This window comes from Fodinicola feengrottensis (assembly GCF_010993775.1).
Lineage (GTDB): Bacteria > Actinomycetota > Actinomycetes > Mycobacteriales > HKI-0501 > Fodinicola > Fodinicola feengrottensis.
In genome coordinates this window covers 24505-40691 of the sequence record NZ_WOTO01000008.1, presented here as the reverse complement: position 1 = coordinate 40691, position 16187 = coordinate 24505, and the positions used below count along the sequence as shown (strand labels likewise).

The following is a 16187-nucleotide window of genomic DNA, read 5'->3' as shown; positions in this document are numbered from 1 at the left end:
ACGCTCGATCAGCGGGCGCTGACGGGGACGCCGCCGACGACTGCGGCGAGCACGTCGTCCAGGGTTAGTACGCCGAGAGAACGACCGCTGTCGGAGACCAGGACGAGGTGCGATCGGGTCCGGCGCATGATCAGCAGCACCTCACCCAACGAGGTGGCTGGCGCGACCACGGTCAGCGGTCTCACGGCGTCTTCCGGCAGCGCCGACCGGCGGGCGGTGCCGGAAACGCCGAGCGCCTCCTTGACGTGTACGAAGCCCAGGACCGCGCGGGTACGCCGGTCGACCACCGGAAAGCGGGACAGGTTGGTGGCGACCGACAGTGCTTCCAGGGAGGCCGGGGTGACCTCGGCGGTGACCGTACGCACCTGGGACCACGGCGACATGAAGTCGGCGGCCGTACGGGAAGTCAACGTCAGCGCGCCAGTGATTCGGCGGTGGTCGTCGGCGTCCAGCAGGCCCTCGGTACGCGACTCGGCGACCAGACTGGCGAGCTCCTCAGCCGTATAGACGGTCTTGACCTCGCTGGGTGTCTCGATCCGTACCAACCGCAGCAGGCTGTCCGAAATCCACCGCAGCGCGAGCAGCACCGGTCGGGTGGCGACGCAGAAGGCCAGCATTGGTGGCCCAAACCAGAGCACCAGCCGTTCCGGCCCGGACAGCGCGATGTTCTTCGGCACCATTTCGCCCACCACGGTGTGGCCGTACGTGACGATGGCCAACGCGAGCACGAACGAGATCGGGTGCAGCAGCTCGGCGGGCATACCGACCGCCTGGAACGGGCCTTCGAGCAGGTGCGAGAACAGCGGCTCGGCGATGGCGCCGAGGCCCAGTGAGCAGATCTGGATGCCCAGCTGCGCGCCGGCGATCATCAGCGGCACCTGGGCCATCGCCCGCAGTGCGGCGCTGGCCCGCCGGGAGCCGGCGGCCGCGAGGGGTTCGATCTGGGTGCGCCGGGCCGAGAGGATGGCGAACTCGGAACCGACGAAGAAACCGTTCCCAAGGAGCAAAAGGATGGTCGCCGCGATCTGCAGGCCGCTCATGAGCCGTTGCCGTTCTCGGGTTCGTCGGACTCTTCCGGCGGCTGCACGCGGACCTGTTCGACCCGGTGCCGTTCCACCGAAGTGACGGTGAATTCCCAGCCTCGCTCGGTGACAGTCTCGCCCTCGGTCGGGATGTGCCCGAGCCGGGCCATCAGGAAACCGGCCAGCGTCTCGAACGGGCCGTCCGGCAGTCGAAAGCCGGTGTGCTCAGCCAGCTCGTCCTCCCGCAGCAGGCCGTTGACCAGCACGGACTGGTCGGTCAGCGGCGAGGTGACGGTCGCGGACTGGGTGGTGAGCGCGGTCGCGGTGACTGGTACCGCGTCTACTTCGGGTTCGTCGAACTCGTCGTCGATCTCGCCGACCAGTTCCTCGGCGAGGTCCTCGACGGTGACGATCCCGTCGGTGCCGCCGTACTCGTCGACCACCACCGCCATCTGGATGCCGCTCTCCTGCAGCCGGGACAGGGTGGTGTCCAGCTCCAAGGTCTCCGGTACGAGCAGGGGTTCGCGAGCGATTTCTCGTACGCCCGTGCTGGCCCGCCGATCCGGTGGCACCTGCAGCGCGTCGATCACCGCGGCCACTCCTATAACGGTGTCCAGCGTGCCGTCGTAGACCGGGAAGCGGGTGTGACCTGACTCCAACGCCAGCGTCAGCAGCTCCTCGGCGGTCGAGGAGGCCGGCAGCCCGACCACGTCGACCCGCGGGGGTCATCGCCTCCGCGGCTCGCTTGTCGCCGAAGCGGATCGTGCGTTGCAGCAGGGTGGCGGTCTCGCTCGGCAGCGCACCGGCGCGGGCCGAAATGGCCGCCAGCAGGCCGAGCTCTTCCGGTGACCGGGCCGAGGCGAGCTCCTCCTGCGGCTCGATGCCGAGCAGCCGTACGACAGCGTTGGCGGTGCCGTTGAGCAGCGCGATCACCGGGCGTAGGACGGCCGAGAAGATCCGCAGGACCGGCGCCGACCAGCGGGCCAGCGGCATCGGGATCGACAGTGCCGCGTTCTTAGGCACCAGCTCGCCGAAAAGCACGGTGAAAAGGGTGGCGAAGATCAGCGCCACAGCGGTCGCGATGCCGTCCGCGACCGGCGCGGACACGCCGACCGACTGCAAGCTGGGCTCGATCAGGTGGGCGACCGCGGGCCGGGCCAGATAACCGGTCAGCAGCGCGGTCAGGGTGATGCCCAGCTGAGCGCCGGACAGCTGGAAGGACAGCGATCGTACGGCCTTGGCGACCTGCTTGGCCCGGCCGTCGCCAGCCGCGGCCTGCTCCTGGACGAGCGCACGGTCGACGGTGACCAGCGAATACTCGGCGATGACGAAAAAGGCGTTTCCCGCGGTCAGGAGAAAGAACGCCACCAGCGCCAGGACGTCGATTGTCGGCTCCCCATCTTTACCTGGCTTTCGATCGTACGGCGCGGGTATCCGCAGCTAGGGAGTGACCCGCCCGCGGGAGGTCAGGCCGGCCTCGGCGACCTCGCGGGCAGCGCCGCCGTCGAGCCGGAAGATCCGGGCCGTCTGGGTGCCGTGGCCCTGCTGCACCTTGAAGGTGCCGGCGGCCTTGCAGCCGCTCATCGGGAAGGGCGTGCCCTCGATGCTGGCGTCGGTCTCGTTGCCCCGGTCGGTGCCGGCGATGTGCGGCTGCCCGGCCTTGTCGACGGTCAGCTTGGTGACACACCGACGGTCAGCTGATAGCGGCCGACCGGGCCGGTGGCCGTCCAGCTGATCGGATAGCCGGTCGGCTGGTCGGCGGAGCGCAGGGTCAGGGTCGTGTGCTGGCAGTTGCCGGGCGGCAGCTCGCTGTTCGGGTTGGCCACGATGAAGCCGGCGCCGAGCGCCACGAAAGCCACCAGGGCGACGATCAACCATTTCGTCGGCAGCCTGGGAATCCGGCCGAACGGCAGGCCAACGTGCGGTTCGAGGCTCTGCAGCGACGGCTCCTCAAGCCGCCGGCGCGCGTCCGACCGGTCGTACGCGCCCTCGTACTGATCGCCCTTCACGCTCCTGAAGGTAGCGGGTCAGTCTGTGGCCTTGGCCTTCGCCGGCTGGATCGTCCGCAGCAACACCTGGGAAACGTCCAGAACCTCGACGCCCTGGCCTTCGCCGCTGGCCTGCTTCTCGGAGACGCCGTCGGAGATCATCGTCAGACAGAACGGGCAGCCGATGGCGATCACGTCGGCTTAAGAGACAGAGCTTCCTCGGTGCGGTTCACGTTGACCCGCTGCCCGATCTTCTCCTCCATCCACATCCTGGCCCCGCCGGCGCCGCAGCAGAACGACCGCTCGGCGAACCGCGGCATTTCCTTGTACGTCGTACCCGGCAGGCCCTGTAGGACCTCGCGCGGCGGCGTGAAAACGCGGTTGTGCCGGCCGAGATAGCACGGGTCGTGGTACGTCAGCGTCGTCTCCAGAGGCGTGACCGGCGTCAGTTTCCCGTCGGACACCAACTGGGACAGCAGCTGCGTGTGGTGGACCACGTCGTAGTCGCCGCCGAGTTGCCCGTACTCGTTGCCGAGGGTGTTGAAGCAGTGCGCGCAGGTCGCCACGATCTTGCGTTTTTCCACCGGACGCTCGCCAAACGCCTCGTTCAGCGTCTCGACATTCTGCTGCCCGAGCATCTGGAAGATGAACTCGTTGCCCATTCGGCGGGCCGGGTCACCCGTACACGTCTCGCCGTTGCCCAGGATCGCGAACTCGACGCCAGCCGTGTGCAGCAGCTCGGCGACCGCGCGGGTGACCTTCTTCGCGCGGTCGTCCAGCGCGCCGGCGCACCCGACCCAGAACAGGTATTCCACCTCATCCGGGATGGTGCCTTCGACTCGACGCACCTCGAAGTCCAGACCCTTGGTCCAGTCTTCCCGTTCGTGCGGGTTCTGGCCCCACGGATTTCCCTTGTTTTCCAGGTTTTTCAGCATCACGCCGGCCTCGGACGGGAAGGCCGACTCGATCAGCACCTGATAGCGGCGCATGTCCACGATGTGGTCGACGTGCTCGATGTCGACCGGGCACTGCTCGACGCACGCGCCGCAGGTCGTACAACTCCAGAGCACGTCCGGGTCGATGACCCCGCCCTCTTCGACCTTGCCGACCAGCGACCGCTCAACCTCTTTGCGGACGTTTTCCGGCAGTGCGGCCAATTTCTCGTCGGACAGCTTCTCGTCACCGGTCGCGCTACGCCGCCGCCGGCGAGCAGATAGGGCGCCTTGGCGAAAAGGTGGTCGCGCTGGTCGGTGATCAGCAGCTTCGGGGACAGCGGCTTGCCGGTGTTCCAGGCCGGGCACTGGCTCTGACAGCGGCCGCACTCGGTGCAGGTGGCGAAGTCGAGCATGCCCTTCCAGGTGGTGTGCTCGATCGCGCCGCGGCCGAAAAGGTCGTCTTCGCCCGGGTCCTCGAAGTCGATCGCCTTGCCGTTGGAATACATCGGCAGCAGCGCGCCCAGCGCCCGCGGCCGGCGCGAGAACAGGATGTTCGGCGGCGCCAGCGCGATGTGCATGTGCTTGGAATAGACCACAAAAAAACGCCGAAGCCGAGCACCACGCCGAGCTGCAGCAGCAGGCCTACGGTCTCCAGAACCTCGTTGACCGCCAGTCCGAGCGGGTGCAGCAGGGCACCCACCGCGTACGACGCGAAGGCCCCGCTCTTGTACGGGAAAACGCCGGTGTTGACCTGCGCGGCGCATCAGCAGCAGCGTCCAGACCACGTTGAAGATCATGAACAACACGAACCAGGCGGCGCCCGTGTGGGACTTGTAGAACCGCGAGGCGCGGCCCAGGTTTTTGGGCTGCTGCTGGAAACGGAGCAACGTGAAGGTGGCCAGCGCGAGCACGATCGCGACCGCGAAGAAGTCCTCAAGGAAGCCGACCACCGGCCAGGTGCCGATCAGCGGAATGGCGAAGTCCTTCTTGAAGAGCCCGCCATAGGCCTCGATGATCGTCAGCAACAGGACGATGAAACCCCAGAAAGTGACGAAGTGCGCGATGCCGGGGATCGACCATTTCAGCAGCTTGCGCTGGCCGAAGACCTCGGTGACCTGGGCACCGAGTCGGCGCGGCCAGTCGTTCGTACGCCCGACCGCCGGCTGGCCGGCGCGGAACAGACGAAACAGCCACCACAGTCGCTGGCCGGCGACGGCGGCCGCGACAACGGTCATGAGCAGGCCGAGGACGAGCCGGACAACCATCGCGTTCCCTCCACAGGTGTCTTGCCTGGAGCAGGACTGGCCGTCAGCGTACGACCGTGCCGGTTTCCCGGCATCACGCAGCCGACCCTTACGCTACCGACAAGTAACTTACCGGCTCGGCGGCCGCGTCGGTGGTGAGACATGCCACGTACGTGCCGGCGGAGATGCCCGATCGGCCGCCCTTGGTCTTGGCTGTCCAGGGGCCTGCGGCGTTCTCCGGAGGTAGGTTAGGTGGGGTTGAGTCATCAGTCAGGTAGGGAGTGCGAGCGTGGGAGCCGGCCAGCCTGTGCGGGTGCTCGGCATCGGCGGCTCGACCCGGCCCGACTCGACGTCTGAGCGCGCGCTGCGGATCGCTATGGCGGCCGCCGAGGAAGCCGGCCTGACCACCGAGTTCATCACCGGCCGAGCGCTCATACTGCCGATCTACGACACCGAGGTGAACGTACGGTCCGGTGAGGCCGCCGCCTTCGTGGCGGCCGTCCGCCGAGCCGACGCCTTGATCGTCGCTTCGCCGGGCTATCACGGCACGCTGTCCGGGCTGATGAAGAACGCACTCGACTACGTCGAGGACACCCGGCTCGACCCGCGGCCATATCTGGACGGCCTACCGGTCGGCTGCATCGCCGTCGCGCACGGCTGGCAGGCGACCGTGTCGACGCTGACCAGCGTTCGTACGGTCGTGCACGCCCTGCGCGGCTGGCCGAGCCCGTTGGGTGCCACCGTCAACGCGGCCGCCGGGGTTTTCGACAAGACTGGCGAACTGATCGACGACACTGTCCGCTTTCAGCTGGAAACCGTTGGCGTACAGGTCGCCGAATTCGCCCTCGCCCGGCGGCTGGCCGCACAGGCCCGCGGCGAGTCTTTCCGGGAACGCCCCGACCGCGCCTCCTGACCCGAATTCTGGTCAGAAATATTCCGGGCGCTGTCGGTGGTCCGCGAAATTGTCGTACCAGCCTGGAAGGCTCGACTTCGGGGCGACATTTCGTCGCGCGGCGTTTTCCGGTACGGGTGATCAAGGACTTTCCCGCTATTACTTGGATTTTGTGCACCCCGAGCCCTTGATCACCCAGCCGGGGCCGTATGGTCAAAGGCAAACGGGCGGGCCACATCGTCGTAACGGCCGCAAAACCTCTGCTCATCCTGGACGGCCCGCGTGATCGAGGTGATGGCACGGCTGCATCGGCGTAGCAGCGCCAAAATCCTCGGTCATCGCCTGACAAATGTGGGTCTTTCAAGCCCACCTACCCACCCTCTGATCCAGGGTGGGGCGCTCATTCTGTCACGGAAATTGCCCTGGACAAAGGTTTTCCGAGAGTGATTTTCGCGCTGACTATCGATACCGCGCGCGCCATCGCGGCCGTGGTGGCGGCAAGCCGGGCGCGCAGTTCGGGTGGGTCGAGGACCTCGGCGTTTTCGCCCATCCGCAGGATCGCGCCGGCGAGGACGTCGTACGACTCGGTGGGGATGGTCATCTCGACCCACCCGTCGGCGTCCCTCGGGCCCGGCCGACGCGATCGCCTCGGTCGCGGCGGCCGGGTCCAGGGCGATTCGGAGCAGCCGGTACGCGGATGTGCGGATCCGGCAGCGGGCCCGCAGGCGCAACATCGAGCGGGCGAAGTCGTCCATCGACGCGGCCCAGTGAGCGGCCAGGTCGAAGTCGCCCGCCCGCTCGAAGCGCTCCGGCCGTGGGTCGGCCGAGACGATCCGGCTGACCCGGTACGACCGGATGTCGGCGCCTTGGCGAGCGACCAAATACCACGTACCGGCCTTCATCACCAGGCCGAGCGGGTCGACCCGGCGGGCCACCACCTGGTCGGAGCGCTGGTACGACACGTCCAGCTGGTGGTCGCTCCACAGCGCGTCGGCGATCGCGGCCAGTGCGGGCGTGTCCTCCGGCTGTCGAAACCACCCGGGCGCGTCCAGATGGAACCGCTCGGCCACTCGGCGGGCGGGCCGCGCAGCTCTGGTGGCAGCGCGGCCAGCATCTTCAGCTGAGCGGCCGCGAGGACCGTGCCGAGTCCCAGGTCAGCGGCCGGTCCGGGCAGGCCGGCCAGCAGCACCGCGTCGGCCTCGTCGGTGGTCAGGCCGGTCAGCCGGGTCCGGTAGCCGTCCACCAGCCGAGCGCCACCGGCCCGGCCTGGCTCGCTGTAGACGGGTACGCCGGCTGCTGACAGTGCTTCGAGGTCCCTATAGACCGTGCGTACGGAGACCTGGAGCTCACTCGCCAGCTCCGGAGCGGTCAGCTGGCCGCGGGTCTGCAACAGCAGCAACACCTGCACCAGTCGGCTCGCCCGCATCGGTCCAGCGTACGGATAAACCTTGACACTCGTTGACAAGGTTTGGCGATAGCGTCGTAGTCATGACGACCTGGAAAGAGTTCGCTCAAGCCGCTCCGCGCATCGCCGAGATCTTTCTCCGGCGACATGCCGCCACCGGCAACCTCTGCATGCTCGGCACCCTTCGTTCGGACGGGTTTCCGCGGATCAGCCCAGTCGAGCCACGGATCTTCGAAGGCCAGTTGGCGGTTGTCGGCATGCCGGACACCACCAAGTTCAACGACCTGGCCCGCGATCCACGGTTCTGCCTGCACACCGCCACCGTCGACACGCACGTCAAGGACGGCGACGCGCAAGCTCTTCGGCACAGTCACCAACCTGCAGGACACCGAGCTGCACCAACGATTCGCGCGCAGCAGCTGTACGACGACACCGGTTTCGACCTGCGCGGCCGGGAGTTCGACCAGTTCTACGTGGCCGACATCACGGTCGGATCGGCGGTCGAGGTGGGCGACGGGCATCTGGACGTGACGATCTGGAAGCCCGGAGAGGCAGAGCGCGTGGTCCGTAAGCACTGACCCCTCAACCAGCGGGAATGCACTCCGGTAGGCTGGCGTTCGACTCAACGAGAAAGTTGCGGCGAGCGGGCTCAAGTCTGGTTTGACGATTGAGCGAGAGCGTGTGCAAACTTGAGTCCGAAGCGCTCAACTCGGGACAGCCTATGGAGGATGTAATGGCACGTGCGGTCGGTATCGACCTCGGTACGACGAACTCGGTCGTCTCTGTCCTGGAGGGCGGTGAGCCGACCGTAATCGCCAACGCCGAGGGCTCTCGGACCACACCGTCGATCGTCGCGTTCGCCAAGAACGGCGAGGTGCTCGTCGGTGAGGTCGCCAAGCGCCAGGCAGTGACCAACGTCGATCGCACAGTCCGGTCGGTCAAGCGCCACATGGGCACCGACTGGAAGATCGACATTGACGGCAAGAACTACACCCCGCAGGAGATTTCCGCGCGGGTGCTGCAGAAACTCAAGCGTGACGCCGAGTCTTATTTGGGCGAGCCGGTCACCGACGCGGTGATCACACCGTCCCGGCGTATTTCGAGGACGCGCAGCGTCAGGCCACCAAGGAAGCCGGCGAGATCGCCGGCCTGAACGTGCTGCGGATCGTCAACGAGCCGACCGCGGCGGCCCTCGCGTACGGCTTGGACAAGGGTGAGAAAGAGCAGACCATCCTGGTCTTCGACCTCGGTGGCGGCACCTTCGACGTGTCCCTGCTGGAGATCGGCGACGGCGTCATCGAGGTGAAGGCCACCAACGGAGACAACCACCTCGGTGGCGATGACTGGGACCAGCGGGTCGTCGACCACCTGGTGAAGACGTTCAACGCGCAGAACGGCATCGACCTGTCCAAGGACAAGATGGCGATGCAGCGGCTCCGTGAGGGCGCCGAGAAGGCGAAGATCGAGCTGTCCGGTTCGCAGTCCTCGACCATCAACCTGCCGTACATCACGGCCGGCGCCGACGGTCCGCTGCACCTGGACACCACGATCAGCCGGGCCGAGTTCCAGCGGATGACCCAGGATCTGCTGGAGCGCTGCCGGAACCCGTTCCAGCAGGCCATCAAGGACGCTGGCATCCCGACCAGCGACATCGACCACGTCGTGCTCGTCGGCGGTTCCACCCGGATGCCCGCGGTCACCGAGCTGGTCAAGGACTGACCGGTGGCAAGGAGCCGAACAAGGGCGTCAACCCCGACGAGGTCGTCGCGGTCGGCGCGGTCCTGCAGGCCGGTGTGCTGCGCGGCGAGGTCAAGGACGTGCTGCTGCTCGATGTCACCCCGCTGTCGCTGGGCATCGAGACCAAGGGCGGCCTGATGACCAAGCTGATCGAGCGCAACACCACGATCCCGACGAAGAAGTCCGAGGTCTTCACCACCGCTGACGACAACCAGCCCAGCGTGCAGATCCAGGTCTATCAGGGCGAGCGGGAAAATGGCGGCGTACAACAAGAAGCTCGGCATGTTCGAGCTGACCGGGCTGCCGCCGGCACCGCGTGGAGTGCCGCAGATCGAGGTCACCTTCGACATTGACGCCAACGGCCTTGTGCACGTCAACGCCAAGGATCTGGGTACGGGCCGCGAGCAGTCGATGACGATCACCGGCGGCTCCGCGCTGCCCAAGGACGACATCGAGCGGATGATGCGGGACGCCGAGGCGCACGCCGAGGAGGACAAGAAGCGGCGCGATGACGCGGAAACCCGCAACCTCGCCGAGTCTTTGCAGTATCAGACCGAGAAGTTCCTGGCCGAGAACGGCGACAAGATCCCTGAGGACAAGAAGACCGAGATCGGCGAGGCGCTCGGCGACCTGCGGTCCGCGCTCGGTGGTTCGGACCTGGACGTTATCAAGGCCGCGCAGGAAAAAAAAAACTGGCCAAGGCCAGCCAGGAGGCCGGGGCGGCGATGTATGCCAACACCCAGGCTTCGGCTGGCTCCGCGGACGCCGGCGCTGGTGACTCCAGCTCGCAGTCGGCGACCGGTCAGGGTGGCGGCACCGCGCAGTCCGCGGATGACGTGGTGGACGCCGAGATCGTGGATGAGGACGACAAGAAGTCATGACGCCACAGCAGGGGCGCGATCCCGACCAGGAGGAACCCCGCGTCGTGATCCGAGACCGCCGGCGGATCGATCCGGAAACGGGTCAACCCCGCCGGCCCTCGCCCGGCCCCCAGGCTGCGGCGGAGCCGGCGCCAGCCGAGGAATCACCGGCTGGCGGTGCGGTCGAGGACGTGGTGAGTTCGGCCGAGGTGGAGGCAGTGCAAAAGCAGTTGGATGAGCGTACGACCGACTTGCAGCGGGTGACCGCTGAGTATGCGAACTATCGCCGCCGGGTGGACCGGGACAAGTCGGTGGCCGCCGAGTTGGCGACCGCGGCGCTGATCACCGCGCTGTTGCCGGTGATCGACGACATTGACCGGGCCCGCGAGCACGGCGACCTGTCCGGCGCTTTCGCCGCTGTCGCGGAGAAACTCCAGGGCACCCTGGGCAAGGTCGGGCTCACCGCGTTTGGTGAGAAGGGTGATGCCTTTGATCCGAACCGGCACGAGGCGGTCATGCACGCGGAGCCGAGCGACGTTTCCGAGCCGACCTGCGTCAGGGTGTTCCAGCCGGGCTATTTGCTCGGTGAGCGGCTGATCCGGCCGGCGATGGTGGCGGTTTTGGACCCCGCTGGGCCGGCCGCCGCACCAACTGACCCGGTCGCCGGGCCACCGCCGGCCGAAGAGCCGGTTGCCGCGCCGACCGACAGCGCGAGTAGAGACGAAAACATGGAGAGGAGGGGCGCCCGGTGAGTGCGAGGGACTGGCTGGAAAAGGACTTCTACAAGGCGCTGGGCGTCTCGAAAAAAGCTAGCCAGGACGAGATCAAAAAGGCATACCGTACGCTCGCCCGCGACCTGCACCCGGACAAGAACCCCGGCAACGCCGAGGCCGAGCGCAAGTTCAAAGAGGTCTCCGAGGCGAATGGTGTGCTCTCCGATGTCGCCAAACGCAAGGAATACGACGAGGCGCGGTCGCTTTTCGGTGCCGGTGCTTTCCGCCGACAGGCCGGCGACACCGGTGCTGGCGGCGTGCCTTTCGACCTCTCTGACCTGTTGCGCGGTGCCGGCCAGAGTCCCGGTCCGAGCACCGGGCCGGCCGGTGGCCTCGGTGACCTCTTCGGTTCGGTTTTTGGTGGTGGGGGCCGGGCATCTGGCCCCAACCGGGGCGGTGACATCGAGGCCGAGGCCACGTTGAATTTCGACGAGGCCGCGCATGGCGTCACTTTGCCGCTGACGCTGAACTCCCCGGGCACCTGCGACACCTGCCACGGATCGGGCTCGAAACCGGGCACCGCGCCGCGGACGTGTCCGGTCTGTCACGGCAGTGGCCTGGTCAGTCGTGATCAGGGCTCGTTCAGTTTTTCTGAGCCATGCCGCGAATGTCAGGGCGCCGGCACGGTGGTGGACGAGAAATGCCCCTCCTGCCGGGGAACCGGTGGCGTCACCAAGACGCGGACTCTGAACGTACGCATCCCGCCGGGTGTCACCGATGGGCAGCGGATCCGGATCCGCGGCAAGGGCATGCCCGGCCGCCGCGGCGGTCCTCCTGGCGACCTTTTCGTCATCGCACACGTCCGCAAGCACGAGCTTTTTGGGCGTAACGGTGACGATCTGACGCTGCGCGTGCCGGTCACCTTTCCGGAGGCAGCGGTCGGCACCTCCATCCGGGTGCCGACCCTGGATGGCGCGGTCACCGTCAAGGTGCCCGCCGGCACCCCCAGCGGCCGGACCTTGCGGGTGCGTGGCCGTGGAGTTTCCAAGCCCAAAGGCGGCATTGGCGACCTGCTGATCACGATCGACGTGGTCGTACCGAAAAACCTCTCCGAGGACGCGCAGACCGCGCTGAAGGCGTATGCCGAGCTGGTCGACGAGAACCCACGCGCCGACCTGGAGCGAGAGGTGGGTCGCCATGGTTGATGATGTCATCGGCGTACCGGAAGACGCCAAGGTCTTCGTGATCTCGGTGGCCGCCCAGTTGTCCGGTATGCACCCGCAGACCCTCCGCCAGTACGACCGACTTGGGCTCGTGCAGCCCGGCCGGACGGCTGGCGGAGGCCGCCGCTACAGCACCCGCGATGTGGCGCTGTTGCGGTCGATTTCGCGGCTGTCACAGGAAGACGGCGTCAACCTCGCCGGCATCAAGCGGATCATCGACCTGGAGAACCAGGTCGTCGCACTGCAGGAACGAGTGCATGAGCTTGTCGCCGACCTGGAAGCCGCGCACCGCCACGTCGCCGAGGTCCAGGCCGCGGTGCACGCGTCGTACCGTCGCGACCTCGTCCCGATGAGCCAGAACGCGCTGGTCGTCTGGAAACCGAAGAAACGCGGCCGGTGAAGGTGACCACTGCCAGCGTTTTCGTTTGCCACACGTATGCTGGAACCATGACCAGCAGGGAAAAATTGTTGAACCTTGTCCAGGGACTGAACGACGCGCAGGTGGATGAGCTGCTGATCGTGGCCACCAACCGATTCCCCATCCCGAATGCGCACGGCGTGGTCGCCGACACCGGTCGTCACGATGCCTCGTGGCGTGCTGAGGAGCTCTTCCAGGACGGTTCTCGCTAACCGCCTTCCGCAAAGTAAAAGTCCGGCTGCTCAGCGGGTCGGGCGGTGTGGTCTCGGCGGGTAGCGTGGGTGGGGTGCGGGTGTTGGTGGGCGCGCGATGGCCGCGGGGGTTGAGGCGTACGTTTTGTCGCGGGTGTGGACCGCGTGTTGGTAGAGCTCTTCGAGGTTTGCGTGGGTCTGTAGTCCCTCGAGTTGTTCTGGTTGTGCCGGTGCTGTGGGGAATGTCATGTAGTCGTCGGCTTGCCGGTCGGTGAGCGGCCCGGTGAATGCGTTCAGTGGCTGGGATTTCTGTCCCGCGGCCGCTTCGGCGGCGGTGAGCGGTGCGTGGGTGAATCCGGCGTACGTGATGTCGTCACGGGTCGTGTGGCCGTTGCCCAGCGCGGCCGGTCGTTCGTTTTCGAACCAGGTCTGCCGCTCGTACGGCGCCGTATTGATCACCGCCACCGGTCCACCGGCCTCCCGCGCATACTGCGCCGAAAGCCCCTCCTTCCACACCAACGCCGCGAATTTCTTCAAGTCGGCCCGGCCATGAGCGCCGCGAATTCGCTCGGGCCAACTCTGGTCGCGATGCTGCCATGGAGTCCAGATAGGGCTGCAGCGGCTTGGTCAACTTGGTGTCCCATAAATTCAGCCGGTCGATAGTTGCCGCGTCGCCAAGGCGCTCCAACGTTGTTGCCGGGTATTCCTGGGCCTGCAGATGATCGACAGCCCGTTCTGCGATCGCTCGTGAGGGAACCAGGCGTTCTGTGCTACCTGGCTGCTGCGGGGGTCGCATACGAAACCACCGTAGAAAAATCGCATTCCCGTTGCGGCGAATGGTAGCCAGCTGCCGTCATCGGTACGGTAGGAAGCCAAGTCGAAACCTGGCTGCCCTTCTTGGACGGTGGCCACGCAGTGCGCCAGGTATCCCAGCAGCTCCGGCACATTCCGTACGTGAATGCCTCGAGCCTGCAGCTCCGCGATTGCCTGTGCCAGTCTTTGTGGGACTGGTGGCTCGACCGTTTGTTGATTTTCAACTGCTAGAACTTCATCGCGGAGCTGCTGAAGGCTGGGGATTGTCGCTCTTGGTCTTGCGGGGTCAGCCACGGCGATCACCAGGTCGCACATCCAAGCCGATCGAAAAATATGCGTCTTCGTCAGCGAACAGCGGGCCGTACTGGCCGGCGACGAGCCTGATGATCCCGTTCGTTCGCTGCCAACCTGCTATGGCACCGGGAAAATCCACATCCAGAGGTTGCTCGGTTTCGTTACCTGACACGGCGACAGGACCAATTTCTGGCGCACCCAGCAGTGCCGCGATTCGGTGGGCGTACTCATTCGTCGCGGCGATCGCCAGCGAGCGGGCTGCGTCAACTGCGTCCGTCGTCACGCCTGCCGCTTCAATCCGCAGGGACCACAGCGGGTCGGGCCGCTTCACGCTGACGACGGTCGCCTCGGCATCGACGCAGCCACCACAAGGGAGTTGGAATTCAACGGACGTGGTTCCGTTTGGCATTTCGGAGTTGGGTAGGTGGGGAGTCCAGCCGGTGGCCGTACGGACGCGTTCGGCGTAGTCGCGGCCGAGGAATGACGAATTGACCGGGTGCCAGAAAACCGACCAGTCGTCGATCGCGGCCAAGTCTCGTACGACGGCGTCCAAAAGGTCGAAGTCCTTGATCACCGGTGTCGGCACGCTCATCTCGTCTCCCCGTCAGTCACTCTGCGTCCATCATGCCCGTAGTCCACGGTGCGAAACAGGTCTTTGGCCCCACTCACGAGTACAACGGAATAGCCCCGCCACTATCAGGGGTTCGCGAGGTTGTGTTGGTGGGCGTAGCGGGTGGCTTCGGTGCGGTTGCGGGCGCCGATCTTGGCAAAGGCGTTGTTGATGTGCGTTTTCACCGTGGTTTGACTGATAAAAAGCGTGCTGGCGATGTCGGCGTTGCTGAGGCCTTGGCCGATCAAGCCGAGGACCTGCGCCTCCCGTTCGGTGAGACCGTCCGGAGGCGTACGGCGGGGCGGCGGTGTGTCCGTACGGGTCAAGGCGGCCACGAGGCGGCGGGAGACGGCTGGGGAAGGTGGACTGGCCGGCGGCGGCGGAGTGCAGGGCGGCGGCGATTTCCACTCGGCCGGCGTCTTTTGTGAGATAGCCGCGGGCGCCGGCCTGCAGGGCGGATGCGATGGAGGTGTCGTCGTCGTACGTGGTGAGGATGAGGACGGCGGTCTCCGGGTGCCGGGCGGTGATGATGGGCGGGTAGCTGCCACACCGTCGAGTACGGGCATACGCAGGTCCATAAGGACGACGTCGGCGGTGGTTTCGGCCAACAGGTCGAGGGCCGCCTGGCCGTCGCCCGCGTCGCCGACCACGTGTACGTCGTCGAGCAGTCCGAGGAGCGCGACCAAACCGTCGCGCATGATCTGTTGATCGTCCACCACCAAGACGCGGATCACGTTGCTGGCACTTCCGCGACGACCAGCCATGAGCCGTCGTCGCGGCCGGCGGACAGGGTGCCGCCGACCAGCGCGACTCGCTCTCGCATGCCGGCCAGTCCAAAGCCGTTGACCGTGGTTGGGCGGCACGGCAGCGGCGATATTTCGTACGCTCAAACGAATACTCTCCTCGGTGTAGTCCAGGGCCATCGACACCGGCGAACCGGGAGCGTGCTTGGCCGCGTTGGTCAGGGCCTCTCGGGCCGTACGCAGCAGTGACACCTCAGCGGCCGGGGACAGTGCCCGGTGCGGGCCGGTGACCTGGAAGGTCGCCTCGACATCATGGTCGCGCTGGTACGCGTCGGTCAGCTCGGTGAGCGCGTCGCGCAGCGGCGGGATGTCGGCGCGGAGGGCGGCCACCGCGGCCCGAGCCTCGGCGAGGCCTTCAACGGCGAGTCGGCGGGATCGGCGTACGCGGGCCAGGGCGCCCTCGACATCGCGCTTCTCGCTCAGCAGCCCTTCGGCGACATCGAGCTGCACGCTGAGCGCGCCGAGCGAGTGCGCCAGCACGTCATGCATCTCGCGAGCGATCCGGGCCCGCTCGTCCAACGCCGCCGCCCGGGCCTGCTCGCGTTGCGCGAGCCTGGTCTGTTCCAGCAGCAGCTCACGGGTCTGTTCGGCGCGCAGCCGGTAGCGCCGGCGGGCCAGCCCGAAAGCGGTCAGGATCAACAGCACCACGAAGTCGCTGACGATCTCGACCGGGCCGCGGTGGTACGTGAGCAGGCTGGCGCAGCCAATCGCGGCCATCAGCACTGCGACCGCGATGACCAGTGCGACCCGGACCCGCAGGTGGGCGGCGAAGACCGCGAAAGGGATGAAGACCGCGAGGGATGCGGTGCTGTCCGGGCTCGGGCCGAGCAGGACGGTCGGCAGCGCCGCCGACAGGGCCAGCGCGACCACTGACTGCCAGCCCAGTCGCCCATCCAGGAGTGCGGCGAACACCCAGGCCAGAAACCCGACGATCAGCACCGTCCAGCCGACCACGGCAGGCTCGCCGGGGCGGGCCAGGATCAGGTTGGCGATCAGCAGCGCGGTGCCGAGCAACCGGATGGCCCAACCGGTTTCCGGG

Annotated in this window: 12 protein-coding genes and 6 pseudogenes; 7 read left to right on the top strand and 11 right to left on the bottom strand. The window is 66.8% G+C overall.

Annotated elements, in window-relative coordinates:
• Window positions 1-8: 8 nt before the first annotated feature.
• From GNX96_RS09350 to GNX96_RS50345, 5 genes and pseudogenes are all read right to left on the bottom strand, one after another.
• On the bottom strand, window positions 9-1040 hold the full coding sequence (locus GNX96_RS09350) for a hemolysin family protein (RefSeq protein WP_163567771.1): 1032 nt from the start codon (window positions 1038-1040) through the stop codon (window positions 9-11).
• Window positions 1037-1732 (bottom strand): hemolysin family protein, encoded by a 696-nt coding sequence (locus GNX96_RS50360; RefSeq protein ID WP_279579864.1) that lies wholly within the window; start codon window positions 1730-1732, stop codon window positions 1037-1039. Before GNX96_RS50360 ends, GNX96_RS09350 begins: the two co-directional genes overlap by 4 nt.
• Before the next feature lie 136 nt (window positions 1733-1868).
• Window positions 1869-2390 (bottom strand): annotated as a pseudogene (locus GNX96_RS62960) (CNNM domain-containing protein); the annotation flags it as partial.
• Between the two features lie 302 nt (window positions 2391-2692).
• On the bottom strand, window positions 2693-3031 hold the full coding sequence (locus GNX96_RS09335; RefSeq protein WP_163567769.1) for a hypothetical protein: 339 nt from the start codon (window positions 3029-3031) through the stop codon (window positions 2693-2695).
• Between the two features lie 48 nt (window positions 3032-3079).
• A pseudogene (locus GNX96_RS50345) lies at window positions 3080-4520 on the bottom strand ((Fe-S)-binding protein); the annotation flags it as partial.
• Window positions 4521-5478: 958 nt separating this feature from the next.
• On the opposite strand from GNX96_RS50345, the gene GNX96_RS09325 reads away from it, so the two are divergent.
• The gene (locus GNX96_RS09325) at window positions 5479-6102 is read left to right on the top strand and encodes an NADPH-dependent FMN reductase (RefSeq protein ID WP_163567768.1); all 624 of its coding nucleotides are present in this window, start codon (window positions 5479-5481) and stop codon (window positions 6100-6102) included.
• A 379-nt stretch (window positions 6103-6481) separates the two neighbouring features.
• Here the strand turns inward: GNX96_RS09325 and GNX96_RS67110 are convergent, their stop codons facing one another.
• The 3 genes and pseudogenes from GNX96_RS67110 to GNX96_RS67100 form a co-directional block, all read right to left on the bottom strand.
• A complete protein-coding gene (locus tag GNX96_RS67110; RefSeq protein WP_452124467.1) occupies window positions 6482-6964 on the bottom strand; it encodes a hypothetical protein in 483 nt (160 codons plus the stop codon).
• Window positions 6963-7043, bottom strand: a pseudogene (locus GNX96_RS67105) (WYL domain-containing protein); the annotation flags it as partial. The gene GNX96_RS67110 and the pseudogene GNX96_RS67105, both read right to left, overlap by 2 nt.
• A gap of 305 nt (window positions 7044-7348) precedes the next feature.
• Window positions 7349-7507 (bottom strand): annotated as a pseudogene (locus tag GNX96_RS67100) (helix-turn-helix domain-containing protein); the annotation flags it as partial.
• Window positions 7508-7569: 62 nt separating this feature from the next.
• Here GNX96_RS67100 and GNX96_RS09315 point away from each other — a divergent pair.
• From GNX96_RS09315 to GNX96_RS50325, 6 genes and pseudogenes are all read left to right on the top strand, one after another.
• A pseudogene (locus GNX96_RS09315) lies at window positions 7570-8064 on the top strand (pyridoxamine 5'-phosphate oxidase family protein).
• Window positions 8065-8219: 155 nt separating this feature from the next.
• Window positions 8220-10104, top strand: a pseudogene (gene dnaK / locus GNX96_RS09310) (molecular chaperone DnaK).
• A gap of 197 nt (window positions 10105-10301) precedes the next feature.
• A complete protein-coding gene (gene grpE / locus GNX96_RS09305) occupies window positions 10302-10835 on the top strand; it encodes a nucleotide exchange factor GrpE (protein WP_279579930.1) in 534 nt (177 codons plus the stop codon).
• Window positions 10832-12001, top strand: coding sequence for a molecular chaperone DnaJ (gene dnaJ / locus GNX96_RS09300; protein ID WP_163567765.1), 1170 nt, complete (start codon window positions 10832-10834; stop codon window positions 11999-12001). The genes grpE and dnaJ overlap by 4 nt, the downstream gene beginning before the upstream one ends.
• Window positions 11994-12419: a heat shock protein transcriptional repressor HspR gene (locus GNX96_RS09295; protein ID WP_163567764.1), complete on the top strand. Its 426-nt coding sequence runs from the start codon at window positions 11994-11996 to the stop codon at window positions 12417-12419. The genes dnaJ and GNX96_RS09295 overlap by 8 nt, the downstream gene beginning before the upstream one ends.
• A 47-nt stretch (window positions 12420-12466) precedes the next feature.
• Window positions 12467-12649 carry a hypothetical protein gene (locus tag GNX96_RS50325; protein ID WP_279579860.1) on the top strand — a complete coding sequence of 61 codons (183 nt, stop codon included), beginning with the start codon at window positions 12467-12469 and terminating at the stop codon, window positions 12647-12649.
• A 30-nt stretch (window positions 12650-12679) separates the two neighbouring features.
• Here the strand turns inward: GNX96_RS50325 and GNX96_RS09290 are convergent, their stop codons facing one another.
• The 3 genes from GNX96_RS09290 to GNX96_RS60950 all read right to left on the bottom strand — a co-directional run bounded on the left by GNX96_RS09290 (window position 12680) and on the right by GNX96_RS60950 (window position 16162).
• Window positions 12680-13165 (bottom strand): hypothetical protein, encoded by a 486-nt coding sequence (locus GNX96_RS09290; RefSeq protein WP_163567763.1) that lies wholly within the window; start codon window positions 13163-13165, stop codon window positions 12680-12682.
• A 562-nt stretch (window positions 13166-13727) separates the two neighbouring features.
• Window positions 13728-14267, bottom strand: coding sequence for a hypothetical protein (locus GNX96_RS09285; protein WP_163567762.1), 540 nt, complete (start codon window positions 14265-14267; stop codon window positions 13728-13730).
• Window positions 14268-14431: 164 nt separating this feature from the next.
• Window positions 14432-16162 (bottom strand): helix-turn-helix transcriptional regulator, encoded by a 1731-nt coding sequence (locus GNX96_RS60950; RefSeq protein ID WP_313885614.1) that lies wholly within the window; start codon window positions 16160-16162, stop codon window positions 14432-14434.
• Window positions 16163-16187 lie beyond the last annotated feature (25 nt).